Genomic DNA, 25,469 nt, shown 5'->3' on the forward strand with positions numbered 1-25,469 from the left:
AAACGGTCAACGATAAAGATATTTTTATGAATTTAGCATTGTCCTAAAAAGGGTAAGGCTTCAATTTAAAAGTAAGTCATCTTTCAAAAAAAAATATTTCGACAAAAAAAGTTAAGAATTTAATTGCGAATTATGGCTTCGACATAAAGACTTTTGATGTAAAAACATATCCGATTCTTAATAAGGTTTTTAAGGAATCTAATATTTCAAAAAAAAGATATTATAAATATAGAAAAAAATACTTGGATAAAATTGATACACTTCTAAGAGAAAAAATATTGAAATTAAAGTATTTAGATCAAGAAGTTCGTAGGAATACATCAGAAGAAATCAGAATCAAATTAATCGACTCTGTTAATTTAGAAGTTGAAAAATTCTTAATAGATATTTTTTCAAGAAATATTTTCCCTAACGAACATATAATTGGAAATCACACTATAGATAAAAACCCAGCTGTAAACATAGATGTTTTACTCTTGCACACCAGAGATTCAATTAGACTTAATTATTTTATTCCACGGATAAATTCATTTGTTGAAGAAGGTAAATGTCTGCCCTCAATATATTGTGAAATGATAGATCAATATCAAATATATAATGATAAAGAACAAATTTATGGCACATATAATTTTAATGAGCTAAACGCAAAAGAGTATAATTCCATACGTAAAAAAGCTGGTCTACCAAGCCTAGAATATCTACAATGGAAATATAAAAAGATATTAGAAAATTTTTGAAATTGTAGGAAGAAACAAAAGTAAAGGCTTCCCTTATACGAATTGATCATTCCCCCAAAATTAGGATAGTAATTTAAGTTCAAAAAATAGATTTAATTTTACTAAAACAGAGAAGCCTACAGTCCTATAACAATAAACTCAAAAATTAATTAGAAAGTTCTTTAATTTCTAAAACTCCAAAATAATAATTACCGATTTGATTTTGTTGCGGGAAAACCGTAATTGTTAATTTTTTTATTAACCCCCAAATCCTTACCATAACAAACTGCGTTTTGGGTAAGGCTACAAATGAAATAAAACATTTAGTAATTGGTTGAATGATTTTCATTCTATTTAAAAAACTTAGATACACCGAAGATCAAAAAAAATCTATTAAAGTTAATAATCATGAAAGAAAAACTATTTGTATTTCTATTTGACGGATTCTCAGACTGGGAGATTGCATATCTTACTCCGGAAATACACAAGAGTACGCGTTTTGACCTGGTTTACTTCTCCAAGAACACAAATGTCATAACATCTATGGGAGGATTACATATTAAACCGCATATATCACTTCACGAAGTGAGGTATGAAGATATAGACCTACTCGTCCTTCCCGGAGGTACCGCCTGGGAAAAAGGTCAGAATACAGAGATTGAAAAAATTACCAAAACTCTGTTTGAAAATGGGAAACCAATAGCCGCTATCTGCGCTGCTACTACCCATTTGGCACAGTTAGGGTGGCTAAACAATGTAGAGCACACCAGTAATGACCTGAATTATTTGAAAAAAATGGCGCCGGAATATACTGGAGATACGCATTATAAAAACGCACTGGCAGTATCCGACAAAAACATAGTTACCGCAAATGGCATCGCTCCCATTGAATTTGCCAGAGAAATTTTCAGGATTATTAAATTGTATGACGATGATACCACAGAAAAATGGTTTCAATTGTTTAAAAACGGGGTTTGGAATGAGTAACATCCTGTTCTACGATTTTTTTAAAAGAACCGGCCCTTTTAAAACACACATTTCTCAACAAATGATGTTTAAAATATCTTTTAAATTAAACACTTGTTTAAATCAAAAGATTAAAGTAATTTTGTTTTAAAGATATCTATTATGAAAATAACAACTTCCCCGACAGATACCGAAGAAAAAATAAAACAGGCAGCGCACAAACTCTTTCAGCAAAAAGGTTTTGCCGCTACTAAAACCAGGGATATTGCAGAAGAAGCAGGTATCAATGTAGCATTATTAAATTACTACTTTCGAAGCAAACAAAGACTGTTTGAACTGGTTATGCTAAAAACCATAAATGACTTCTTCTCAGGCCTTGATACCCTTTTGAATACTACAGAGACCAGCTTGGAAGAAAAACTACAGCTTTTTGTAGATCACTACATTGATTTTTTACTGGATAACCCCGATGTACCCACCTTTATAATTATGGAACTGCGTGCCCATCCGGAAAAATATGCAAAACAACTGGGAATAGCGCATCGTATTCGCCATTCTGTTTTTATCAAACAGTTTCAGGAAGCTTTTGCAGAGCAGCGTACAGATTTAAATCCTGTTCACATATTGATGAATTTGTCTGCACTGGTTGCTTTTCCATTTGTATCGGCACCACTCCTTAAAACAGCTATGCCTATGGATGATACTCAGTTCAGGCAATATATGCAGGAGCGTAAAAAACTTATTCCTAACTGGATTCTAAATATGTTACAGTCATGAAAAAAATTTATTTATTAATTAAACAAATGATTAAATCAAATATTTTAAAAAAAAGAATTTAAAATTTTGATTATTGCTATACTCTCGGGGCTTTCCGCATCTCTTTCTGCACAATCTGATGCTATTGAAGGTAAATGGTTTGCTGAGGAGATGGATAATTCAACCATTGTTATCTCCGGAAAAAAAGAAGCATTTTTTGGGAAAGTTGTTGAATCAGACAATGCTGAACACCTGGAGAAGAATATCTTAAAAAACTTTGTGTATGATCCCGAAGAAAATCACTGGAAAGGAAAAATATTCAGTCCAAAAAAGAATATGATCATTCAGGCCACTATTACCATGATAGACCGTTCTAAACTAAAAATAGTGGGTAAAAAACTTTTCTTTACCAAAACCATGTACTTCACCAGAATAGAAACCAGATGAAACTCTATAAAATTTTCCGCAAAACTCCTTTTTTTCTAAGTGCCTCAACCTGGATGAAAAAAGAGGACCAGCCTGTTCACAGCAGCAAAACATCCCGTAAGGCCGTTATTATTCCTGCATTGCTGATGCAGTATGGTAGCATGAGAGATAAAATAAAGGCCGTAAAACATGTAGGTCCTTATCTAAAAGAAATCTTTACCGGTATGCGTAGCAGTGCACGAGGTGTGGCCCACAATCCCAAAACCACTGTAAAAAAGATCGATACAGCCACTCTTAAAGAACTGGAAGCCTATGCTTCCGAATTAGGCATTTCCAAACTGAGTTATACAAAAGTGCATCCCGATTTTATCTTTAAAGATTTCAGGATACTTTATGATAATGCCATTATTCTGACCATGGAAATGCGACGGGAAGACATGAAAAATAATCCTTCCGAACCTGCCACCAAAGAAATCATGCGTACCTATGCAGGACTGGGAACAGCCGTAAACAAAATAGCAGCATTTCTGCGTGCCCGTGGTTTTAGTTGCCAGGCGTCTCCCGCAATGGGAGGTGACATTATGACTACGCCTGTTGCTGAAGTAGCAGGTATGGGAGCCGTTGGGAAAAATGGCCTGCTTATTACACCCGAGTTCGGACCCTCCTTACGTCTGGCAGCTGTTTTTGTAAATATCGATAACCTCCCACTGGTAACGCTCGAAGATAATGAACACCTTTGGATACGGGATTTCTGTGAAATATGCAATAAATGTGTACGCTCCTGTCCCGGTAATGCCATTTATGAAAAAACTAAAATATTAGATGACGGGTACCCTCAGTTTATAGACCGGGAAAAATGTGCTCCGCATTTCTCCAAAAACTGTAGCCGCTGCATTTCCTCCTGTCCGTTTTTTTATGGTAATTATGAAGAAATAAAAAAACGGTACGAGATCCAGATTGCAAAGGAAACAAGTGAAGATCTCTCCAATCTGAATTAATTAAAATAGCAGATCCAAAATACAATTACCGTACCTTAAGGGGTAATCATTACCATCCGGGTAATTTTCCGGAGCATAAAATCGGTGATCATCTTACCCGTATCTGGTTTATCGATATAAATGGTGAACAGATAGTATTATCAGACCTTCTGGAAAAGCCTACTATATCGGAAGTTGAAGAACAATATTCTGCGTGTTCCTAAGGTTGCCACAAATCAGTTACTAAATTAACAGGCGCAAAACTACCTGGCTTTACATTATAAATACTATCTTAGAGAAATTACCTTTACATCTTGTTCAAATATTAGCCATATAGCCATGAGAAAAATATATTTTGTATTCATCTTTACTTTTCTATCATTGGGAAGTAATGCGCAAAGCTTTGTTGGTGCCTGGGAAGCGTTTACCACTTCTCAGGATGGTGAACCGATAAGGAACGTAGTTATTTTTTCAGAAAAATATCAGGTATCTACCTGGTTTCATTCAAAAACGGGAGCTTTTATTAAAACAAACGGAGGATCGTGGAAACTGGAAGGAAATACCATGACCGAAAAAATTGAATTTGATACAGATAATCCTGAGCGCGTAGGTTCAGAAATACGTTTCAAAATCTATAACCACGATACTATAATGGGTATTGCAGGAGATACCATGCGGTGGCGTAGAATAGATTCAGGTGCCCCCGGCGAATTACGGGGGGCGTGGCTAATGTCCGGCAGAGTACGTGACGGTAAAACGCAGACAAGGGACACTAACCGACCAAGAAAAACCATGAAAATTTTATCTGGCACCCGTTTTCAATGGATCGCCTATAATACAGAAACCAAACAATTTATGGGTACTGGCGGAGGCACCTATACTACCCGAAACGGTAAATACACCGAGAACATAGAATTCTTCTCCAGAGATATTGCCAGAGTAGGACTCAGCTTGCATTTTGACTACAGTTTGGTAAAAGGGAACTGGCATCATTCTGGGAAATCAAGTAAAGGAAACCCTATTTATGAGATATGGAGCCGGCGGGAGTACTAACCCACTTACATGAACGGTTACGCGTTAAAATATCAAATTATTATGTTAAACCTTAGTCGTCTTTATCAAAAGATCGCAAAAAATGATAGTTTTTACCTAAATTAGAGCATCTAAATAGTTTGTTTTTAACAAACCCTAATAGTAAAAACAAAAGAAAAGGTTCTTTTATTAATATTCATGGCTTCTTTTTCCAAACCATTCACAACCGGTTTACGTAAATTTCTGAATAATGACTGGACGATTACCCTGGTCGCTACGATGATCGGCGTATATCTTGGTATTTACTTCAACAATTATTATACCCACCAGCAGCAAATTGAGAGAAAAAACGAGGCTTTTGAAGATGTACTTACCGAACTTGAAGACAATCAGCAATTAATAGTCTCCTGGGACAGTATTTCCCGATACTACTATGCAGCGTTTGAAACATTAAGTCTGCATATGGAAGATGACCGCAGAGAATTGCAGATACACCCTGATACCATGAGAGTACTTCAAAAAAAGTATGGTAGCGTTTTTTCAATAATTGATTCGGCTAAAGCCAAAAATAAAGAGTTTACATATAACATTTCCATAGAAATGGATCTCAACTCTCAATTGATACTCATACCTCAATATGAAGTGGCCTGGGAAGCTATGAAAAGCACAGAACATTTAAAATTCATAAGCTTTGATTGTATCAAGATTATAGAAATGTACTACGGTTTGTTTGCAAAATCAAACATACGCAGAGAGCGATGGTTTGAGAGTATTCTTAAAGGAGATATTGAGACCAGGGAAAAAAGAGAAAAAATACTCATGGACTGGCGTATGGAGAATCACATCAATAAAAGTTTAATTGATATGTACAACCAGGTTGAAGGACAATTAAATAACTGTAAATAAAAGCCTTTTACTTCATTGTGATCTCTCTGTATGTGAGAACAGGAATTTTAATAATTACGTATCTTTGATAACATAAAAATTTTTATTCTTTACAGACGTATAATCACAGATTAAGGTAAAATAAGCTGGTAAGATAGATATGGATACGATAAAAGCTTTGCTGGAACAATTGATCTTACATACCGAAGATGCAACAAGAAAAGAAAACTACCAAAAGCTTCTTTCGCTCCTTTCTGAAATAGAAACAAAAAATTTGTCAGAGCAAAAAAAAGAAGCCCTTCACAATCAATTAGAAAATATACAGATACAGTTACAACGGGGTGTTTCTAAAAAAGAATACAGCAAAATGATAGAATATTTCAAACACTTCCTTATTCATGAGCTAATGCTGATACCTAAGGGACATTATCGTGCTTTAGGAAACGGGCTGGGTGTTGCTCTAGGTTCCGGATTAGGACTTACTTTTGGGGTTTTGGTACATACACCCTGGGGGTTAGTGTACGGTATGTTATTGGGTAGTATTTTAGGGCTACTGGCAGGATTGTTTATTGGAAAAACACAGGACCTCAAGGCTGAAAAAGAACAACGTGTACTAATATATCTGTAAACACATGTAAACTCTAAACCATATAAGAAGTACCCCCTACCATACAAAACCATAAAAACAATGACTTTGCAGAAAGAAAACTCTAAAAAAACCAGGATCGTTTCTATTGTAGCAGGGCTAATAAGCTTTGTTGTTGCTTATTTGGGAATACAGTACTTTTTATCCCGTCCTGATTTTGAGGCTCAAATGAAAGAAGCCGCTTCTGAGCTTAATGAACAACTCCCCATGATTATAGATGAATTTACCCGGTTAGATAGTGCTACTGTAGTAAGTAAAAGCCGGTTTGCCTATCATTATACACTGAAAAATGTTGCCAAACCGGAAGTAAATCTCGATACAGTTGCCAAATATATAAAACCCGGTATTATAGAAAATATAAAAAACAGTCCTGAACTAGCCCCTTACCGAGAGAATAAAATTACTATGGATTATGTTTATTACGACAAAGACGGGTACCTGGTTACTACGATCTCGGTTACTCCCGACCTATACACAACGGAATAAAGTCTCTGTTTCTGTTAGAATTAACTAAAAAACAAGTATATGCTAGTGCACCTCTTACTCCTTTTAAGACCGTAGTACACGCTCCCTGAGAAAAGGCAGTAACTGGTCGAAATCTATTTTTTGTTGATCTCCTGTTTCCATTTCTTTTAATACCAGTTTGTTTTCTTTAAGTTCCTCTTCCCCTATCAATACTACAAAAGGCACATGCCTCTTATTAGCATAACTCATTTGTTTTTTCATCTTAGCAGCATCGGGATATATTTCTGCTTTTATTCCTGCTATGCGTAATGTCTTAATAAGTATTAAAGACTCCAGGGCTTCTTCGGTGCCAAAATTAATAAAAAACACATCCAGAGAACGGCTCAAAAAATCCGGGAAGAGGTTTAAGGTTTCCAACACCATATAAATACGATCCAATCCAAAAGAAATCCCTACTCCACTTATATCTTTTAAACCAAATATTCCCGTAAGGTCATCATAACGTCCGCCACCGCCAATAGAACCTATACTAACTTCCTCTGGAGCGGTTACCTCAAAAATAGAGCCTGTATAATAATTAAGGCCTCTCGCCAGAGTAACATCTACTTCGGTACGAGTACTTGTAAGTTGTAGTTTTTCAAGAGTATCCAGCAAAAATTCCAGTTCCTGTATGCCCTGGAACCCCGATTGAGATCCGGCCAGCATGGTTTTTAACTGCTGTAACTTCTCACGGTTATTACCCCCAAAGTGAAAAAGAGGATGTAGTTTATCCAAAGCTGCATCAGAAATACCTTTGTTTTTCATTTCATTTCTTACGCCTTCTGCTCCTATTTTGTCCAGTTTGTCAAGGGCCACAGTAAAATCGGTAAGCTTGTCTTCGGCTCCAATTACTTCGGCTATCCCTGCCAGTATTTTTCTGTGGTTGATCTTGATAGTAACTCCCGGTATCTTCAATGATGTAAATACGGCATCATACAATTGAACGAACTCTACTTCCTGTAATAACGAACGGGAACCAACCACATCGGCATCACATTGATAAAATTCTCTAAAGCGTCCTTTCTGAGGACGATCTGCACGCCAAACCGGTTGTATCTGGAATCTTTTAAAAGGAAAGTCTATAGCGTTCTGATGCATCACTACATAACGGGCAAAGGGAACCGTGAGGTCGTATCTGAGGGCTTTTTCTGAGATATGGGAGGTAAGCGTTTTGGCATCTTTCTCTTTATAAACCGTATCGCTCACTTTGGAAAGATAATCGCCTGAATTAAGTATTTTGAATATAAGCCGATCACCTTCATCGCCGTATTTTCCCATCAACGTATCGGTATTCTCAAAGGAAGGCGTTTCAATGGGTTGAAAACCAAAAGTTTTAAAATGAGAACGTATAGTATTTATGATGTAATTACGTCTCGCCACTTCGGTGGGAGAAAAGTCCCTGGTTCCCTTAGGTATTCCCGGTTTTTGTGCCATGAAATCAACGCTTTTATGTATGGTGCAAATATCTTAATTAAATTCTTATTTCATGAGGTTTTCATAAACTGTTGTAAAGACCTGTACAGTGTTCCATCACTTATCACGGCCCCTTGTTTGATAAATAAAAAAATATCGGTAAATCGGTCGTCAGAATAAGATTTAGATGCCGTATAAAGGCTTACCGTTTCATCCATAATATGCTCCTCCAGCCATCGTAACCCTTCATAGGTCATAAAATTAGTTACGCTTTCATCAACTTTTACGGCTATAAGATGAATTTGTTCTTTGTCGAAAAAAAACAACTGCATGCTATGGGGAGCTATATGATCCAGATAAGATACTTTACCTAGTACCCCCTCCCATATTAGATCACTAAATATATCCAATTCCTGTTCTACGATCTCAGGCTGTTGCTTTTTAAGGTCCTCCCACTCTGCCGCTGTAATTGATTGTGTTGCCAGAAAATTTATAAACTCCTGATGTAACTCTTCAAATTGCTCTTTTGTAAGTCGTGCGTACTTCATATCGTTTAACAGCAAATCATTTTTCAAATGGAAAAAGGACTGCCTTGAGGCAGTCCTTTTTTATACAAATAAAAAGCGTGCTAAATTACTTAGCTGCTTCTCCGGCTACTTCAAAAGGCATTTCAACGATCACTTCACGATGAAGCCTGATAGTAGCATTATATTTTCCGGTTCTTTTAACTGTTCCCCCGGTTACACTAATGTATTTCTTATCTACAGTAAAGCCTTCTTTTTCAAAAGCCTCGGAGATATTTGCATTATTAACAGATCCAAAAAGCTTACCTCCTGCACCGGCTTTTACTGTGATTTTCAGTTCAAGCGCTTTAATTCCATTGGCCAGCTTCTTAGCATCATCTACTATCTTTTTCTCTTTAAAGGCTCTTTGCTTAAGATTTTCGGCCAGTACCTTTTTAGCTGAAGGAGTAGCCATTACAGCAAAACCCTGAGGAATAAGATAGTTACGGCCATATCCATTCTTAACCATTACAATATCGTCTTTGAATCCTAGATTCTCAACGTCTTTCTTTAAAATCAGTTCCATAATGTTTCCCTCCTTATTATTTTAACAAATCAGCTACATATGGCATCAAGGCCAGGTGACGGGACCTTTTAATGGCTACTGATACTTTTCGCTGATACTTAAGTGAAGTACCGGTTAATCTTCTGGGAAGTATTTTGCCTTGCTCATTTACAAACTTGAGTAAAAAATCAGGGTCTTTATAATCAATATACTTGATACCCGACTTCTTAAAGCGGCAATACTTTTTGGTTTTTGCAGTTTCTATATTAAGAGGAGTAAGATACCTGATCTCTCCGTCTTTTTTTCCTTTTGCCTGTTGTTCTATTGATGACATGATTTCTTAAGCTTTTTGTTTCATTTTATCTCTTCTTCTCTCTGCCCAGGCAACTGCATGTTTATCTAACTTTACTGTTAAATAACGCATTATACGTTCATCTCTCCTGAACTCGGTCTCAAATGGAGAAATAGCCTCTCCGGCTACTTTGAATTCAAAAAGGTGGTAAAAACCACTTTTTTTATTTTGAATGGGATACGCTAGTTTTTTAAGACCCCAATCTTCTTTTGATACAAATTCTGCCCCCCGGGAAACTAAGAAATCTTCGAACTTCTTAACTGTTTCCTCTATCTGTACATCAGATAAAACGGGATTCAAAATGAAAACAGTTTCATAATGGTTCATATATTACTTTTTAAATTTAAGGGTGCAAAAATACGGTTTTTTTAGCGATTACCAAAATAAAACTGACATACAGCTTCTAACATCGAGAAAAACCCCCCTTTTTATTAACAAATATTGCCCTTTAACAATTTTTTCATTAAAATTGTGTTAAATAAATAATGCGTTTATTTCCAAGAAATCTATGAGGTTAAATTGTATAATTGTTGACGACTCAAACTTACAGCGTATGGCGGTAGCAAGGTTAATTAAAAACCACCCTTCACTTAACCTTGTCGCTGAGTACAGCAATGGTATTGAAGCAAAAAACGGGCTAAAGAATGAGAAGATCGATCTTATTTTTCTCGATGTTGAAATGCCTGTAGTAAGTGGCTTTGACCTTATAGAGTCTCTGGACTCTCCTCCACAAATTATTCTGGTAACCGGTAAAGCAGATTATGCCCTTAAGGCTTTCGATTATGATGTAACCGATTATCTGCATAAGCCCATAACAAACGAACGCTTTGAAGCTGCAGTTAAAAGAGCCATTGAGAAATACCAGCTTAAAAATGCTTCTAAAGAAGACGAGGAACATATTTTTGTAAAAAGCAACCTTAAAAAGCGCAAAGTATTACTCAGTGAGATTAACTGGGTAGAAGCACTGGGGGATTATATCAAACTGGTGACTGATTCTGCCAATATCGTAATCCTTTCTACCATGAAATCCTTTGAGAAAGAATTACCCAGCGATCGTTTTCTTCGAATACATAAATCCTATATTGTTAACCTCGATAAGGTACAAAAGTTTAACAGCAAGAATGTAGAAGTGAATGGCAAGCTCATACCTTTGAGCCGTAATAAAAAAGCTGAACTCACCGAAGCGTTAAACAATGCCTAAAGGTTAATAGGCATCTACATTGTAAATGACTTTTATGCTTCGGTATTCAGAAACTGCATGAAAGCTTTTATCTATCCTTTTTATGACTCCTTTTGTTTGTGAAAGTGACTGTTTTTGAGGCACTTTAATTAAAAGGTTTTTAATATATTCATTACGTATTCTGCTTACTGAAGGAAACTCTGGCCCCAATACATATTCTCCAAAGGTATTTCTCAGGGATTTCGCATACCAGGATGCCCCCTGATTAACTTTGTTAAAATCTTTATGCCTGAAAGTAATTTTTATAAGACGGAAAAAAGGAGGATATTTAAATTGCCTTCTGTGATTAAGCTCATCCTTAAACATACCTTCATAATCATTCACAGATGCCTGTTGTAATATCTGGTGATAGGGATTATAGGTTTGAATAAGCACCTTACCTCTTTTAAGGGTGCGCCCTGCCCTGCCTGCTACCTGTTGAATAAGGTGAAAGCTTCTCTCAAAAGCCCGAAAATCCGGATAGTGCAATAATTGATCGGCATTCATGACCCCTACCAAGGATACATTCCTGAAATCCAGTCCTTTAGTTAACATTTGAGTCCCTACCAGAATGTCGGTTTCCTGTTGTTCAAAACTGGTAATGATCTTTTCATAACTATACTTACCGCGGGTAGTATCGGCATCCATACGTGCTATAGCTGCTTTTGGAAAAAGTTCTTGTAACTCATGTACTACCTGTTCAGTACCAAAACCTTTAGTTGTGACATCTGCACTACCACAGGCCTGGCAGGCCAGTTGGTTGGCCATATGATACCCGCAATAATGACAACGCAATTGGTTTTTATGTTGATGAAAAACCAGACTTACATCACAATTGGGACATTGAGGAGAGTGACCACACAAATTACATTCTACCACAGGTGCAAAACCTCTCCGGTTTTGGAACAAAATAACCTGTTCGCCCTCTCCCAAAGTTTCAGTAATAGCTTCGATGAGTCGGTCTGAAAAATGGCCCTTCATTTGTTTTTTTCGGTACTTCTCTTTAATATCTATCAGCTCCATTTCAGGAAGCAAAACATTCCCATAGCGTCGGGTAAGATTGACCAGGCCATACTTTTCCTGAAGTGTATTGTAATACGTTTCTAATGCGGGAGTAGCAGAGCCCAAAAGCGTTTTAGCCTTGTGAAAGGATGCCAGTACAATAGCTGCATCTCTCGCATGATATCGCGGCGCAGGATCGTATTGCCTGAAAGAAGTTTCGTGTTCTTCATCAACAATTACCAGGCCCAGATTACTAAACGGTAAAAATACTGATGAGCGGGCACCCAGTATAATTCTTGCCTTAGATCTATTACCTAGTACATTGTTCCAGACTTCAACCCGTTCATAAATGGAATATTTGGAATGATACACACTAATGGTATTCCCAAAATAGGCCCGTAATCGAGAAATAAGCTGAGTGGTAAGTGCTATTTCAGGTAATAAATAAAGTACTTGTTTCCCTGAAGCCACTACCTTTTCTATAAGCTTTACATATACTTCTGTTTTTCCCGAAGAAGTGACTCCGTGTAACAAGACTACATCTTTGTCTTTAAAGCACTGTTGTATTTGATCTAAAGCAGTTTCCTGATACTCGTTTAATGTTCTGGAAATACGTGCTTCTTTTTCCTCAAATGTAACCCGGTCTGTCTGGATTTCATAAAACTCCAGGACTCCCTTTTCACCCAATGCGTTGATCACCTGTACGGAAACCCCACTTTCTTCGGCAAGCTGCTTAAGTTTAATTGGTTTTTTAGAAGAGGCCATTATTGAGAAAAGAGTAAGCACTACCTGCCGCTGCTTATGGGCCCTGGTTAAATTATCAAGTAATTCATGAAGCGCTTCTTCCCGGTTATATTGATCATGTAGCTTTACATACTTTACCATCTTGGGACGGTACTGTTCGTACACTTCTTCTTTAAGGGCCACTATTTTTTTCTGCATAAGCCTTTGAAGCAAGGGCATTACATTTTTTCGGTCAGTAATAGCGCCAATCTCCCTTATGTGTAAAACAGACTGCTGCTGCAAGGCTTCATGTACTAACCATTCATCATCTTTCAGTGTGGCGGTATCATCGTTAAAAAGTACGCCTCTTGTAATAATGGTTTCACTTTCTAACAAAAAAGCACCCGGAACGGCTGCCCGAAATACATCTCCTATACTACACAAATAATAATTGGCCAGCCATGACCAATGCTGTAACTGAACTGCATTTACTAATGGATACTCATCTAATACACGATCAATATTCTTTGCTTTGTATATTTCCGGAGGGGTGGTATGCACACGTGCCACCAGAGCTGTGTATATTTTCGATTTTCCAAAAGGTACTGAAACGCGCATACCCGGCTTGAGAAGAGCTGCTTCTTCCTCAGTAAGCCGATATGTAAAAAGACGTTCTACCGGTATGGGTAGAATAACATCTGCAAAAAAGCTCATCCCGCAAATTTAGTTTTCTCCTGTATGCAGAAAAACCATATTATCTTAAAAATAAATAACCGGATACTACCGCTATTTTACTTTTCTCCATTGTTGTGTTCTGTAAAACATGGCTACATATCCGCGTACATTAAGAACATCAGGGTTCTCTTCTTCTACCCATATCTTACAACGATACTCTTTTCCCTTAGTGGGGTCAAGTATAGTGCCTCCTGAATAAGAAGTACCGTTTTTTTCAAGAGCCTCTACAATGATCATTCCCAAAATGGGTTTATTTTTTTTGGTACCCGGACAGCGGTCACACTTCTTATTCTGCCGGTCTTTGCGAAGTATTTCCACGATCTTACCATACACCTTACCTTCTTCCTCATAGATCTCAACGATGGATTTTTCTTCTCCGGTCTCATCATCAATGGTTTTCCATTTTCCGAAAATATCCTGAGCAGAAACTACCAAACTCAGAAGACCTAAAACCCAAGTAAAAAACATTTTTTTGCTACGCATAATCAATCCTTTTTTTGAAATATACTTTATTTTTTTCTTTTCAACCTGTGCAGGCTCACATTTAATTCAAAGCCCAGCAACAGAATATTACTGTTGATCCATATGTACAGCATAAGTATTAATAAAGCTCCAATAGACCCGTATAATTCATTGTACTGTGAAAAATTCTCAATGTAAATACCAAAAAGAAATGTAGTGACAATAATGAGTAAAGTGGTAAGCATGGCTCCCGGGGAGAAAAAACGCGATTCTTTACCGGTAGTAGTACCAAAATAATAAAGCAGGGCTGTAGAAATGTAGATCATGAATATGAAAAACACATATTGAGCTACTGATACTGACAATTCGAGATTCTCCAGATAGCCTTCTTCTTTAAGAGCTTCCAGTATGTATATCTCAAAATATATAAATCCAACAACGGTAATAAGCAGTAAAAAAGCCATAATAATTGCTATGCCGACAGCCATAAAGTACTGACGTATCACATTTCGGGTAATCGTGATATGATAGGAGTTCTCAAAGGCACCAAAAATAGCATTTATACCATTGGCCATTAAAAAAATAGAAAGCACAAAAACAGAAGATAAAAGTCCGCCTCTCCTGTTTTTGGCAATATCTTCAAAAACAGTGTCAAAAAAATCAGAAGTTCGCGGAGGCAACAGACTATCTATAAAAGCCAGAAAGTCATTTTGAAACTCTTCTATTGGCACAAAAGGCACCAGGTTAAGGATAAAGAGGAGAAAAGGAAAAATTGCCATGAAGAAACTGAAAGAAATAGCACCTGCCCTATAAGTAAGTGCCCCTTTTATGATCCCAATAGCATACATTTCCATAAGGTCGTACAATGATAACCCCTCAAGTGCTTTTAGTTTTATGCTTTTTAAAAATCTTACTATCCAGTTAATTACAGGAATTTTTTCGAGCTTCTCTTCTATCTCCTGCGACATATTAAACCGCTTTTAAACTAAGGTCCATGTTATGTACCGAATGGGTAAGTGCTCCCGAAGAAATAAAATCTACCCCACACTTTGCATATTCTCTAAGCGTTTGTTCATTGATCCCTCCGGAGGATTCTGTAAAACAGCGATCTCCAATTAAAGTAACAGCTTTTCTTGTATCTTCGTAATTAAAATTATCCAGTAATATACGGTACACTCCCTCATTCGATAAAATTTCCTGTACCTCTTCCAGATCTCTTGCTTCTACAATAATTTTAAGGTCTTTATTGATTTCGCGTAAATACGCCTGCGTTTTATGAATGGCCTGAGTGATACCTCCGGCAAAATCAATATGATTATCTTTTAACATGATCATATCGTACAAAGCAAAACGATGATTTTCACCGCCCCCTATCTTTACGGCCCATTTTTCCAAAGCCCGGATACCCGGAGTTGTTTTTCGGGTGTCCAGTATTTTAGTATCTGTACCCTCCAAAAGTTTTACAAAATAAGCAGTTTTAGTAGCAATAGCGCTCATACGCTGCATTGCATTTAATACCAGTCGCTCGGCTTTTAAAATAGAACGGGAACTGCCCGAAACGTAAAATACCTCATCCCCATAACTCACAGGGTCGCCATCTTTGCGAAATATTTCCAGAGAAAGTGATGGATCAACATGTTTGAAAATCATTTCTGCAAAGGCCACCCCAGCAATGTTTCCGGAGTCTTTAACCAAAAGACGTGCTTTTCCTTTTGCGGAAGCCGGCACACAGGCTAACGAACTGTGGTCGCCTTCACCCACATCTTCCCGTATGGCATTTTGAATAATACGTATAAGTTCTTCGCGGAACCAGGGCTCTGATATCATTTCGTGCAATTTGATGCTAAAATAAAGAATAGGTTTCAAATTAAAATTACATTGCTTCATTTTCCCATACTAATAAACCTGTAATTTTGTAAAAAAGAACGCTGACCACTACCCTAATTTATATTTTTGAGCATGCAGATAAAACTAATGGTATTAGGCAAGACAGATGACCCAAACTTTAAAAACCTGATAGAAGAGTACAAAAAAAGATTGTGTTTCTATACACGATTTGAAATTGAATGTATTCCCGATCTAAAAAATGCCAAAAACATGAGTGAAAACCAGCAAAAAGAAAAAGAAGGATCGCTTATTCTGGATAAAACCCGGGGAGCTGATGTGGTAGTGCTTCTGGACGAAAAGGGGAAAAACTACACATCTGAAGAATTTGCAGGATTTTTACAAAAAAAAATGAACGCAGGTACACGCAATCTGGTCTTTGTTATAGGTGGCCCCTATGGTTTCTCTAAAGCGGTTTATGAAAAGTTTCCCACGCGTATTTCACTTTCAAAAATGACCTTCTCCCATCAAATGATACGGCTTTTCTTTACCGAACAACTTTACCGGGCATTTACCATCCTGCGTAACGAGCCTTATCACCATCGGTAGCATTTTACAATCTCGCAAGTTCTTCAGCTATATTTTCACGTGCCTGGGTTTCAAAACGATCATAAAACCACGATGTATGAAAGATCTTTGGTAAATTCAAAAAGGTGGTCAACACTTTTTTGCGTCCCCGTTTATAAATAAAATCAGGGAACTTTTGATATTCCTCGCGAACCTGCAGACAATATTCCTGATAAGCTTCCGGTACCGCCCCTAAAATAGAAAGATCTGCATCGATCAAATAATTTGTATCCTCATCCTCACAAGGTTTATGGGTTTTGGTAGCCAAAATGTGTTTTCGGCATCTGGTTATCTGCAGATCTGTAAAAAGAAGCGTCTTCATGTGCAAAGCCGCTATACGTGCACTTTTTTCTTCGTTATCCCTGCGACCCGGTTTATATACAATATCATGATAAAAAAGTGCGCAGAGCAACACATCCCAATCGTCAATAAAAATTTGTACTCTTTGTAACAACTCATACATATATGCCAGGTGTTTTAAAGTATGATAATGCCTGTCGGCCCCTGTATAAGACACGTATAATTCTCCCCAACAGTTATTTGCCAAGGATAAATCATCAGTGTGATTATTCATAAGAGAAATATACAATTCCTGAGATAGCATGTGTGAAAAGATAACTTTCTTAAAAATAGTGAATACATTTCAGATAGCTTCTGTATCATGCAATGAAAATGTAACTTTGCCCTTCAAAAATAAATTACACAATGCAATGGAACTGGTCTTTGCTACCCATAACAAAAACAAAATAAAAGAAGTAATCCCTTTACTTCCAACAGGAATTAAGGTCTTAAGCCTGGATGATATAGGATGTAAAGAAGATATTGCTGAAACAGCAGCAACCCTGGAGGGGAACGCTCTGCTAAAAGCAACCTATATTAAAAAAAACTACGGATATGACTGTTTTGCCGATGATACCGGCCTGGAAGTTGAAGTATTACAAGGTGCTCCGGGGGTATATTCTGCGCGATATGCCGGAGAACAAAAAAACACCGAAGCCAACATAGAAAAGTTACTGTATGAAATGAAGGAGCACCTTAACAGAAATGCGCGTTTTAGAACTGTAATTGCCCTTAGTATGGGAGAGCATGAAAAAGTGTTTGAAGGAGTGGTAGAGGGCAGCATACACAACGAAAAAAAAGGAGATAAAGGGTTCGGATATGATCCTGTTTTTGTACCCCGGGAGTACCGTAATACCTTTGCTGAGCTACCTCTTGAAGAAAAAAATAAAATAAGTCACCGGGCCAGAGCATTGCAGAAACTCATTGAATACCTGCATACACTTTAAACAAAAGCCTCTTTGTAAATAACACAGATTCAGGTATTAATTGGCACACACTTCTTGTTAAAATGCTCATAGTCAGATATCATCCGTTTTAAAAATAATTATAAAAAGCAGCTTATAATCAGTTAAATAAGAGTACCTTTGCGCCTTATTTTAAACATATGAATACATTTGAACAATTAGGGCTTAACGAACCATTGTTGAGAGCCATTGATGATATGGGGTTTGTTACACCTTCTGAAGTACAGGAAAAAACCATCCCGGTACTTCTTGCCAAAGATACAGATATCGTATCTCTAGCTCAGACCGGAACCGGTAAAACGGCAGCTTTCGGTTTTCCCATGCTCCAAAAAATACTATCAGAAAATAAAAAAACCCAGGGGTTGATCCTTTCACCTACCCGGGAACTTTGCCTGCAAATTACAAGCGAATTAAAAAATTATGCCAAACATATAAAAGGCCTTAGAATTGTAGCTATATATGGCGGTGCCAGCATACAGGAGCAGGCGCGTGAAATAAAACGGGGTGCCCATATAGTAGTGGCCACTCCCGGAAGAATGCAGGACATGATCAACCGGAAAATGGTAGATATTACCGAGATCCAATACTGTGTGCTTGATGAAGCAGATGAAATGCTTAATATGGGCTTTTATGAAGATATTACCTCCATACTTTCACATACTCCTGATGCCAAGAATACCTGGCTTTTTTCGGCTACCATGCCTCGTGAAGTGGCTTCTATAGCCCGTAAATTCATGAAAAGCCCTATTGAAATTACCGTAGGGACTAAAAATTCGGGATCGGTAAATGTACAGCACGAATATTATCTGGTAAACGGCAGGGATCGCTATATGGCACTAAAAAGACTGGCCGATGCCAATCCCGATATTTTCTCAGTAATATTTTGCCGCACAAAAAGAGACACTCAAAACGTTGCCGAAAAACTCATAGAAGACGGATATAATGCAGCGGCATTACACGGAGACCTGAGTCAGAATCAACGGGATATGGTGATGAAGGCTTTCAGAACACGTCAAATACAAATGCTCGTAGCCACTGATGTAGCCGCCAGAGGAATTGATGTTGATGACATTACACATGTTATTAACTACCAGCTCCCAGACGATATTGAAACGTACACCCACCGTAGCGGGCGTACCGGAAGAGCCGGTAAATCAGGGATCTCGATGGTAATCGTTCCAAAAAGCGAACTCAGGCGTATTAAGTCTATTGAGAAGATCATCAAGAAAGATTTTATAGCCAAAAAAATACCCAGCGGTATAGAGATCTGTGAGATACAGCTATATCATCTTGCCAGTAAGATCAAAAACACTGAAATAGATCCGGAAATAACCCATTACCTGCCTGCCATTTACGATGTACTGGAAGGACTGGACCGTGAAGAACTTATACAGAAAATGGTTTCGGTAGAATTTGGTCGCTTTTTTAACTATTATAAAAATGCGAAAGATCTCAATGCCGTAAATGCCAGAGGAGACAAAAGCCCTGCAAGCGACTACTCTGATGAAGGACAAACCCGTTATTTCATAAACGTGGGTGAAAGGGATGGCTATGACTGGAGATCACTTAAAGATTTCCTTAGAGATGTTATTGGCCTCGAGCGTGATGACGTGTTTAAAGTAGATGTAAAAGAAAGCTTTTCCTTCTTTAATACAGATGCCAAACATACCAAGTCTATTCTCGAATTGTTTACCGACTTCAAACTGGAAGGAAGGTTTATTAACGTGGAAATTTCAGGACAACCCTCCGGAGGAGGTAGAAAAAGTAGTAGTGGCAAACGCAAAAAATCAAAAAGCTTTAATTCAAAAGGTAAAAAGAACAGACCGTTTTATGACGGAGCATATAAACCTGCTGACACAAAACCCGGTAGAAAGAAAAACAAGTCGAAATACTAAAAAACCCCTGTTAATTTTTGTATAAAAATAAGGCACCTGTATTTTTTTCCTTTTTTGTTTAGTACTTTTAACCGGTAAATTCAACTATGAAAAAAGTAGTACTCCTTCTGGGCCTTCTGCTTTATGGTACCGTATTTTCACAGGAAACAACGCCTTCAGAACAGGAAACATCCAATGTTTTGGGTATTGTAGTGAACGCTGCCAATGACTTACCTATGGATAATGTTCATGTGGTTAATTTAAACAAGGTAGTAGGTACCATTACCAATACAGAAGGTGAATTTACCATTCCTGCAGCTGTAAACGATACCCTTTATTTCTCTTTTATAGGTTTTAAATCTATTAAAGTTCGGGTTACCAATGATATTCTAAAATTTGAAGGTACCCGAATCGGGCTTACCGAACTTGCTTTTGCTCTTGAGGAAGTAGTGGTACGGCCTTATCAGTTAACAGGATATCTTGAAATAGATGCTAAAAATATTCCGATAAATACCGGTTATCGTTACAGTATATCAGGGCTTTCCAGAGGGTATGAAGCGGGAAGCCCCAGCGGGTTTTCTAAAGTATTGGGAGCTATTTTTGACCCTGCCACTACCTTGAATAAAATATTTGGGAAAAAGCCCAGGCAAATGCGAAAATTACGGCAAATGAAGCAGGACGATGAAATTCGTAATCTTCTGGCCTCTAAATTTGATAGAGAAACATTGACAGAGTTAATACAGGTAGATAAAGAAGATATCGAAGAAATACTGCGAAGTTGTAACTACTCAAAAGACTTTATCCGCAATGCCAATGACCTTCAGATTTTAGATGCCATTAGTGGTTGCTATGAAGAATTCAAGGTCCTGAACCGAAGTAATTAGGATTATTATTTTTTTAATACCTTTCTTTTTCAAGAAGAAAATTCAGAGGTTCCCATTATTTGTTTAGATTTATACTTTTTGAATCTTCCATCATGCGAAATATACTTTTTCTTTGTTGTTTCAGCCTTTTGTACAATCAATTTATCATATCCCAGGATTCCGGGACCAGAAGTACTACTCCATTTTTATGGGAAGCGGCAAATATTTATTTCCTCTTGACCGATCGTTTTTACAATCAAAATCCGGAAAATGACCTCACACTGGGGCGAACGCAAAAAACAGGGCATCTCAGAAATTTTATGGGAGGCGACCTCGCAGGCATTACCCGAAAAATAAAAGAAGGCTATTTTTCAAAATTAGGTGTCCAGGCCATCTGGTTTACCCCGGTGGTTGAACAAATTCACGGTGCCACAGACGAAGGCACCGGTAATACCTATGCTTATCACGGTTACTGGACCAAAGACTGGACCGCTTTAGACCCCAATTTTGGAACCATGGAAGACCTGAGAGCGCTGGTGCAAACCGCACATGCACACAACATTCGTATTTTACTGGATGTAGTGATCAATCATACCGGTCCCGTTACTAAAGAAGACCCCGTATTTCCCGAAGCCTGGGTAAGAACACAGCCTGTCTGTACCTATGACAGCTATGAATCTACAACAGCCTGTACTCTTGTAGCTAATCTGCCCGATATTCGTACCGATAGTGATCGTTCTGTAAATTTACCACAACAACTAATAAACAAATGGGAAAAAGAAGGCAGACTGGACCAGGAACTGGCAGAGTTGAATGACTTTTTTGACCGCACCGGATACCCTAAGGCACCACGATATTATATCATTAAATGGCTGACGGATTATATAAGAGAACTGGGAGTAGATGGTTTTCGGGTAGATACCGTTAAACATACCGAAGCCTTTGTATGGAAAGACCTTAAAAAAGAGGCTCAGATAGCATTTTCCCAATGGAAACAGGCACATCCTGAAAAAGTACTCGATAACCATGAGTTCTTCATGGTAGGCGAAGTATATGGCTACAAAATATCCAACACCGTGACCTACGATTTTGGAGATAAGAAAGAAAACTATTTTGAAAATGGCTTTAACAGCCTTATTAATTTTGAGTTTAAAGAAGATGCTGTTAAACCCTATGATTCCCTCTTCCGGAAATATGATTCTCTTTTATACAAAGAGATGCCCGGAAAGTATGTTCTTAACTACCTTTCATCTCATGATGACGGGAGTCCGTTTGACCAAGATCGCAAAAAAGCCATAGAAGCAGCCAACAAACTTTTACTTGCTCCCGGCGCCTCGCAACTGTATTACGGAGATGAGACCGCACGTCCGCTCCAAATTGAAGGCGCCACAGGAGACGCCAACCTCAGGTCATTTATGAACTGGGAATCCATAGTTAACGACCTGGAAACCCAAAAAATACTCCATCACTACCAAAAATTAGGACAATTCAGAAAAAACCATCCCGCCATAGGGGGTGGCAGACATCAAACACTTGCCCTGGACCCTTATATTTTTCAACGATCTCTGGATCATGAAACCGGAACAGATCGTGTTATTATTGTACTCGATGCGCCCGAGGGTCTCAAAGAAATTAATATTAATCATGGTTTTAAAGACGGCACAAAGGTTAGAGATGCTTACTCCGGTCAGGAAACCGTAGTTCAAAATAGTATAGTAAAAATAAATTCATCTTTCTCAATTGTGTTACTTGAGAAAATATAAAATCACAATTTCCGGAAGTGTAAAACCGGATTTAATCTTATAACAAACTTTTATGAATTATTCAGCCAAAATGCTTAGAGATGATGCCCTAAAAGGAAAAACCATTGTAATTACTGGAGGAGGCAGCGGCCTTGGTAAAGCTATGACCCGATACTTTCTGGAACTGGGTGCCGAAGTAGCCATTACTTCCAGAAACCTGGAACGCCTTACCGAAACCGCCAAAGAGCTCGAAACCCTTACCGGAGGAAAATGCCTTCCTCTTCAATGTGATGTACGGCACTACGATCAGGTAGAAACCATGCTCGCACATACACTTGATGCGTATGGTAAAGTTGATATCCTTCTTAACAATGCAGCCGGGAACTTCATCTCTCCTACAGAAAGGCTTTCAGCCAATGCTTTTGATACCATTATAGATATTGTATTAAAAGGTTCTAAAAATTGCACCCTGGCTTTTGGAAAACACTGGATAGATCACAAAACCCAAAATGCAGTGATCCTTAATATTGTAACCACTTACGCATGGACCGGTTCTGCTTATGTAGTACCCTCTGCCACAGCAAAAGCAGGCGTACTGGCCATGACCCGTAGCCTGGCAGTAGAATGGGCAAAATACAACATTCGTTCCAACGCTATTGCTCCGGGACCTTTTCCTACAAAAGGAGCATGGGACCGATTACTTCCCGGAGATCTTAAAGAGAAATTTGATCTGGCCAAAAAAGTCCCTCTTAAACGCGTGGGAGACCACCAGGAACTTGCCAATCTTGCCGCATACCTCGTATCTGACTTTGCCGCTTACATTAACGGCGAAGTAATAACCATAGATGGCGGAGAGTGGCTAAAAGGAGCAGGACAATTTAATTTACTGGAAGCCGTGCCGGAGCCTATGTGGGATATGTTAGAAGCCATGATAAAAAGCAAAAATAAGAAATAGTGCCACCAGGTAAGTGCGCCCTGGTGTAGTAAACATCGCTCAAAAGCCAAAACTGTTGACAAAATTCATTTTCAAAACCCGCAAATAATTGTATTTTTACCTCTCTAAATCTCAAATGAATAATGGGCAAAATTATTGCTATTGCTAATCAAAAAGGCGGAGTTGGTAAAACTACCACCACAATCAATCTTGCCGCTTCCCTGGGAGTACTTGAGAAAAAAGTACTCCTCATAGATGCAGACCCCCAGGCCAATGCTACTTCAGGTTTAGGTATAGATGTTGAAAATGTGGAGTCCGGCACATATCAGCTATTAGAACATACCCTGAGTGCCAAAGATGCCATTCAAAAAAGTGATTCGCCCAATGTGGATATCATTCCGGCACATATTGACCTTGTAGCTATTGAAATTGAGCTGGTAGATAAGGACAGGAGAGAATATATGTTGAAAACCGCTATTGAGGAACTAAAAACAGTATATGACTATATTCTTATAGATTGTGCACCTTCATTAGGACTCCTTACTTTAAATGCACTAACAGCTGCCGATTCTGTAATTATACCCATACAATGTGAATATTTTGCACTGGAAGGACTCGGGAAATTGCTGAACACTATAAAAAGTGTGCAAAAAATCCACAATCCTGATCTTGATATAGAAGGGTTGCTGCTTACTATGTATGACGCCCGCTTACGACTCTCTAACCAGGTGGTAGAAGAAGTACAGAAGCATTTTAGTGATATGGTATTTGAAACTATTATTCAACGCAATGTACGTTTAAGTGAAGCCCCTAGTTTTGGGGAAACCATTATTAATTACGATGCAACCAGTAAAGGAGCCGCAAATTATTTAAATTTGGCTCATGAGATCATAAAGAAAAACAAGGAAAAAGTATAAATGGCGAAGGCAACCAGGAAACAGGCATTAGGAAGAGGATTATCTGCATTACTCAAAGATCCCGATAACGATATTCAATCGGTGAGTGATAAGAATGCAGATAAAGTAGTAGGGAACATTGTAGAACTGGAAATTGAAGCTATAGAAGTAAATCCGTTTCAGCCCAGGACCAATTTCAATGAAGAAACCCTTCATGAACTGGCTTCTTCCATTAAAGAGTTGGGAGTAATCCAGCCTATTACCGTCCGGAAGATAGACTTTAACACGTATCAGCTAGTATCGGGAGAACGTAGGTTCAGAGCTTCAAAATTAGTAGGGCTAAAAACCATCCCTGCGTATATTCGAATTGCCAATGACCAGGAATCTCTGGAAATGGCACTGGTAGAAAATATTCAGAGACAAGACCTGGATCCCATAGAAATTGCCTTGTCTTACCAACGGCTTATAGATGAAATACAACTCACACAAGAACAGCTCAGTGAGCGTGTGGGAAAAAAACGCTCAACCATAGCCAATTATTTACGGTTATTAAAGCTAGACCCTATTGTTCAAACCGGTATGAGAGATGGCTTTGTGAGCATGGGGCACGGCAGAGCTCTTATAAATATTGAAAATCGTGATGAGCAACTGGCACTTTACGAACAGGTTATCTCGCAGGGCCTATCTGTAAGAGATACTGAGAAAAGAGTAAAAATGCTTCAGGAAAACTCACAGGGAGCAACCGCCGAATCTTCAAAAAACACTCCCGGTACACCGGAGTATATCACCCAAAGTCTTGATGATATTAACCGTTATTTTGATACGAAAGTAGAGATCAGGGCAGGCAGGAACGGTAAAGGAAAACTAATTATTCCTTTTCACTCCAAAGAAGACTTCATACGGATTAAAAAACTTTTTGAGTAGTGGTCCGCAAACAAATTTTTGTTCTCTTCCTTTTTTTCTGTGTTTTTTCCCTGACTGCTCAAAAAAAGCAGAAAGACACGCTTATTATTAATGACAGTATTCTTTTCAAATCCCGAAAAATAAATCCTCTGGCCCCCAGTAAAGCAGCTTTTTACTCTGCCATATTACCGGGTCTGGGACAGGCGTACAACAGAAGCTACTGGAAAATACCCCTGGTATATGCAGCTATTGGTACCGGTGTGTATTTTTACATTGATAATACCAATGAATACAACCGGTATCGCGATGCTTTTAAACGTAGGTTGGGAGGATTTGAAGACGATGAGTTCTTTGATATAAACGGGGATGGTTCCGGACCGGATCTTTCCGATCAGGCACTGCAGGATGCACAGGAGGTGTTTCAACGAAATCGTGAATTATCCCTAATGGTTACCGTTGGACTTTATATTTTAAATATTATTGATGCCAATGTAGATGCACACCTGCAACAGTTTAACGTAGATGAAAACCTTACCTTCAAACCCGTTATTTACCAGGACGGGGTTAATTTCAGGTCAGGATTTGGTTTTTCAGTATCATATACCTTTTAAATTTCGCTT

30 protein-coding genes are annotated in these 25,469 nt (G+C 38.1%); 19 read left to right on the forward strand and 11 right to left on the reverse strand.

What is annotated here, in order from left to right:
* The first annotated feature begins 242 nt into the window (after positions 1 to 242).
* Positions 243 to 737 (forward strand): hypothetical protein, encoded by a 495-nt coding sequence (locus WAO84_RS15320; protein ID WP_340066903.1) that lies wholly within the window; start codon positions 243 to 245, stop codon positions 735 to 737.
* A 145-nt stretch (positions 738 to 882) separates the two neighbouring features.
* Here WAO84_RS15320 and WAO84_RS15325 read toward each other — a convergent pair whose 3' ends face one another.
* Complete coding sequence (locus tag WAO84_RS15325) at positions 883 to 1,065, reverse strand: hypothetical protein (protein WP_340066904.1); 183 nt, start codon at positions 1,063 to 1,065, stop codon at positions 883 to 885.
* Between the two features lie 59 nt (positions 1,066 to 1,124).
* Here WAO84_RS15325 and WAO84_RS15330 point away from each other — a divergent pair, with 59 nt between their 5' ends.
* The 8 genes from WAO84_RS15330 (at position 1,125) to WAO84_RS15365 (ending at position 6,890) form a co-directional block, all read left to right on the forward strand.
* A complete protein-coding gene (locus tag WAO84_RS15330) occupies positions 1,125 to 1,703 on the forward strand; it encodes a type 1 glutamine amidotransferase family protein (protein ID WP_340066905.1) in 579 nt (192 codons plus the stop codon).
* Between the two features lie 141 nt (positions 1,704 to 1,844).
* Positions 1,845 to 2,459, forward strand: coding sequence for a TetR/AcrR family transcriptional regulator (locus WAO84_RS15335; RefSeq protein ID WP_340066906.1), 615 nt, complete (start codon positions 1,845 to 1,847; stop codon positions 2,457 to 2,459).
* Positions 2,460 to 2,525: 66 nt separating this feature from the next.
* Positions 2,526 to 2,885, forward strand: a complete 360-nt coding sequence (locus WAO84_RS15340) for a DUF2147 domain-containing protein (RefSeq protein ID WP_340066907.1) — start codon at positions 2,526 to 2,528, stop codon at positions 2,883 to 2,885.
* Entirely contained in the window at positions 2,882 to 3,862 is a 981-nt protein-coding gene (locus WAO84_RS15345; protein ID WP_340066908.1) for a hypothetical protein, read from the forward strand. The genes WAO84_RS15340 and WAO84_RS15345 overlap by 4 nt, the downstream gene beginning before the upstream one ends.
* 318 nt (positions 3,863 to 4,180) lie before the next feature.
* Positions 4,181 to 4,894, forward strand: a complete 714-nt coding sequence (locus tag WAO84_RS15350) for a membrane or secreted protein (RefSeq protein WP_340066910.1) — start codon at positions 4,181 to 4,183, stop codon at positions 4,892 to 4,894.
* A gap of 177 nt (positions 4,895 to 5,071) precedes the next feature.
* On the forward strand, positions 5,072 to 5,779 hold the full coding sequence (locus WAO84_RS15355) for a hypothetical protein (protein WP_340066911.1): 708 nt from the start codon (positions 5,072 to 5,074) through the stop codon (positions 5,777 to 5,779).
* Positions 5,780 to 5,918: 139 nt separating this feature from the next.
* Positions 5,919 to 6,386 carry an FUSC family protein gene (locus WAO84_RS15360; RefSeq protein WP_340066912.1) on the forward strand — a complete coding sequence of 156 codons (468 nt, stop codon included), beginning with the start codon at positions 5,919 to 5,921 and terminating at the stop codon, positions 6,384 to 6,386.
* A 60-nt stretch (positions 6,387 to 6,446) separates the two neighbouring features.
* Positions 6,447 to 6,890, forward strand: a complete 444-nt coding sequence (locus WAO84_RS15365; RefSeq protein ID WP_340066913.1) for a hypothetical protein — start codon at positions 6,447 to 6,449, stop codon at positions 6,888 to 6,890.
* A gap of 63 nt (positions 6,891 to 6,953) precedes the next feature.
* On the opposite strand, the gene hisS is transcribed toward WAO84_RS15365, so the two are convergent.
* From hisS to rpsF, 5 genes are all read right to left on the reverse strand, one after another.
* Positions 6,954 to 8,342 (reverse strand): histidine--tRNA ligase, encoded by a 1,389-nt coding sequence (gene hisS, locus WAO84_RS15370; RefSeq protein ID WP_340066914.1) that lies wholly within the window; start codon positions 8,340 to 8,342, stop codon positions 6,954 to 6,956.
* Between the two features lie 50 nt (positions 8,343 to 8,392).
* On the reverse strand, positions 8,393 to 8,869 hold the full coding sequence (locus WAO84_RS15375) for a DUF6495 family protein (RefSeq protein WP_340066915.1): 477 nt from the start codon (positions 8,867 to 8,869) through the stop codon (positions 8,393 to 8,395).
* Between the two features lie 85 nt (positions 8,870 to 8,954).
* Complete coding sequence (rplI, locus tag WAO84_RS15380; protein WP_340066916.1) at positions 8,955 to 9,410, reverse strand: 50S ribosomal protein L9; 456 nt, start codon at positions 9,408 to 9,410, stop codon at positions 8,955 to 8,957.
* A gap of 16 nt (positions 9,411 to 9,426) precedes the next feature.
* A complete protein-coding gene (rpsR, locus tag WAO84_RS15385; RefSeq protein ID WP_340067031.1) occupies positions 9,427 to 9,726 on the reverse strand; it encodes a 30S ribosomal protein S18 in 300 nt (99 codons plus the stop codon).
* Between the two features lie 3 nt (positions 9,727 to 9,729).
* Complete coding sequence (gene rpsF, locus WAO84_RS15390; protein WP_340066917.1) at positions 9,730 to 10,068, reverse strand: 30S ribosomal protein S6; 339 nt, start codon at positions 10,066 to 10,068, stop codon at positions 9,730 to 9,732.
* A gap of 181 nt (positions 10,069 to 10,249) precedes the next feature.
* On the opposite strand from rpsF, the gene WAO84_RS15395 reads away from it, so the two are divergent.
* The gene (locus WAO84_RS15395; RefSeq protein ID WP_340066918.1) at positions 10,250 to 10,942 is read left to right on the forward strand and encodes a LytR/AlgR family response regulator transcription factor; all 693 of its coding nucleotides are present in this window, start codon (positions 10,250 to 10,252) and stop codon (positions 10,940 to 10,942) included.
* 3 nt (positions 10,943 to 10,945) lie between these two features.
* Here WAO84_RS15395 and priA read toward each other — a convergent pair whose 3' ends face one another.
* From priA to nadC, 4 genes are all read right to left on the reverse strand, one after another.
* Entirely contained in the window at positions 10,946 to 13,399 is a 2,454-nt protein-coding gene (gene priA, locus WAO84_RS15400) for a replication restart helicase PriA (RefSeq protein WP_340066919.1), read from the reverse strand.
* A gap of 72 nt (positions 13,400 to 13,471) precedes the next feature.
* The gene (locus WAO84_RS15405) at positions 13,472 to 13,888 is read right to left on the reverse strand and encodes a DUF2147 domain-containing protein (protein ID WP_340066920.1); all 417 of its coding nucleotides are present in this window, start codon (positions 13,886 to 13,888) and stop codon (positions 13,472 to 13,474) included.
* A gap of 41 nt (positions 13,889 to 13,929) precedes the next feature.
* Positions 13,930 to 14,850: a YihY/virulence factor BrkB family protein gene (locus WAO84_RS15410; protein ID WP_340066923.1), complete on the reverse strand. Its 921-nt coding sequence runs from the start codon at positions 14,848 to 14,850 to the stop codon at positions 13,930 to 13,932.
* 1 nt (position 14,851) lies between these two features.
* Entirely contained in the window at positions 14,852 to 15,709 is an 858-nt protein-coding gene (gene nadC, locus WAO84_RS15415; protein WP_340066925.1) for a carboxylating nicotinate-nucleotide diphosphorylase, read from the reverse strand.
* A 132-nt stretch (positions 15,710 to 15,841) separates the two neighbouring features.
* On the opposite strand from nadC, the gene rlmH reads away from it, so the two are divergent.
* Positions 15,842 to 16,315 (forward strand): 23S rRNA (pseudouridine(1915)-N(3))-methyltransferase RlmH, encoded by a 474-nt coding sequence (gene rlmH, locus WAO84_RS15420; RefSeq protein ID WP_340066926.1) that lies wholly within the window; start codon positions 15,842 to 15,844, stop codon positions 16,313 to 16,315.
* 4 nt (positions 16,316 to 16,319) lie between these two features.
* On the opposite strand, the gene WAO84_RS15425 is transcribed toward rlmH, so the two are convergent.
* Complete coding sequence (locus WAO84_RS15425) at positions 16,320 to 16,907, reverse strand: HD domain-containing protein (RefSeq protein WP_340066928.1); 588 nt, start codon at positions 16,905 to 16,907, stop codon at positions 16,320 to 16,322.
* A gap of 136 nt (positions 16,908 to 17,043) precedes the next feature.
* Here WAO84_RS15425 and WAO84_RS15430 point away from each other — a divergent pair, with 136 nt between their 5' ends.
* From WAO84_RS15430 to WAO84_RS15465, 8 genes are all read left to right on the forward strand, one after another.
* The gene (locus tag WAO84_RS15430) at positions 17,044 to 17,619 is read left to right on the forward strand and encodes a non-canonical purine NTP diphosphatase (protein WP_340066929.1); all 576 of its coding nucleotides are present in this window, start codon (positions 17,044 to 17,046) and stop codon (positions 17,617 to 17,619) included.
* Between the two features lie 158 nt (positions 17,620 to 17,777).
* Positions 17,778 to 19,532 (forward strand): DEAD/DEAH box helicase, encoded by a 1,755-nt coding sequence (locus tag WAO84_RS15435; protein WP_340066930.1) that lies wholly within the window; start codon positions 17,778 to 17,780, stop codon positions 19,530 to 19,532.
* Positions 19,533 to 19,618: 86 nt separating this feature from the next.
* Complete coding sequence (locus tag WAO84_RS15440) at positions 19,619 to 20,395, forward strand: carboxypeptidase-like regulatory domain-containing protein (protein ID WP_340066932.1); 777 nt, start codon at positions 19,619 to 19,621, stop codon at positions 20,393 to 20,395.
* Positions 20,396 to 20,487: 92 nt separating this feature from the next.
* Entirely contained in the window at positions 20,488 to 22,137 is a 1,650-nt protein-coding gene (locus WAO84_RS15445) for an alpha-amylase family glycosyl hydrolase (RefSeq protein ID WP_340066934.1), read from the forward strand.
* Positions 22,138 to 22,189: 52 nt separating this feature from the next.
* The gene (locus WAO84_RS15450) at positions 22,190 to 23,071 is read left to right on the forward strand and encodes an SDR family oxidoreductase (RefSeq protein WP_340066937.1); all 882 of its coding nucleotides are present in this window, start codon (positions 22,190 to 22,192) and stop codon (positions 23,069 to 23,071) included.
* Positions 23,072 to 23,193: 122 nt separating this feature from the next.
* Positions 23,194 to 23,967 (forward strand): ParA family protein, encoded by a 774-nt coding sequence (locus WAO84_RS15455; RefSeq protein WP_340066938.1) that lies wholly within the window; start codon positions 23,194 to 23,196, stop codon positions 23,965 to 23,967.
* Positions 23,968 to 24,870: a ParB/RepB/Spo0J family partition protein gene (locus WAO84_RS15460; RefSeq protein ID WP_340066939.1), complete on the forward strand. Its 903-nt coding sequence runs from the start codon at positions 23,968 to 23,970 to the stop codon at positions 24,868 to 24,870.
* Positions 24,870 to 25,460 carry a DUF5683 domain-containing protein gene (locus WAO84_RS15465; protein WP_340066940.1) on the forward strand — a complete coding sequence of 197 codons (591 nt, stop codon included), beginning with the start codon at positions 24,870 to 24,872 and terminating at the stop codon, positions 25,458 to 25,460. Before WAO84_RS15460 ends, WAO84_RS15465 begins: the two co-directional genes overlap by 1 nt.
* Positions 25,461 to 25,469: the final 9 nt, after the last annotated feature.

It is taken from the genome of Ascidiimonas aurantiaca (genome assembly GCF_037646345.1).
Lineage (GTDB): Bacteria > Bacteroidota > Bacteroidia > Flavobacteriales > Flavobacteriaceae > Ascidiimonas > Ascidiimonas aurantiaca.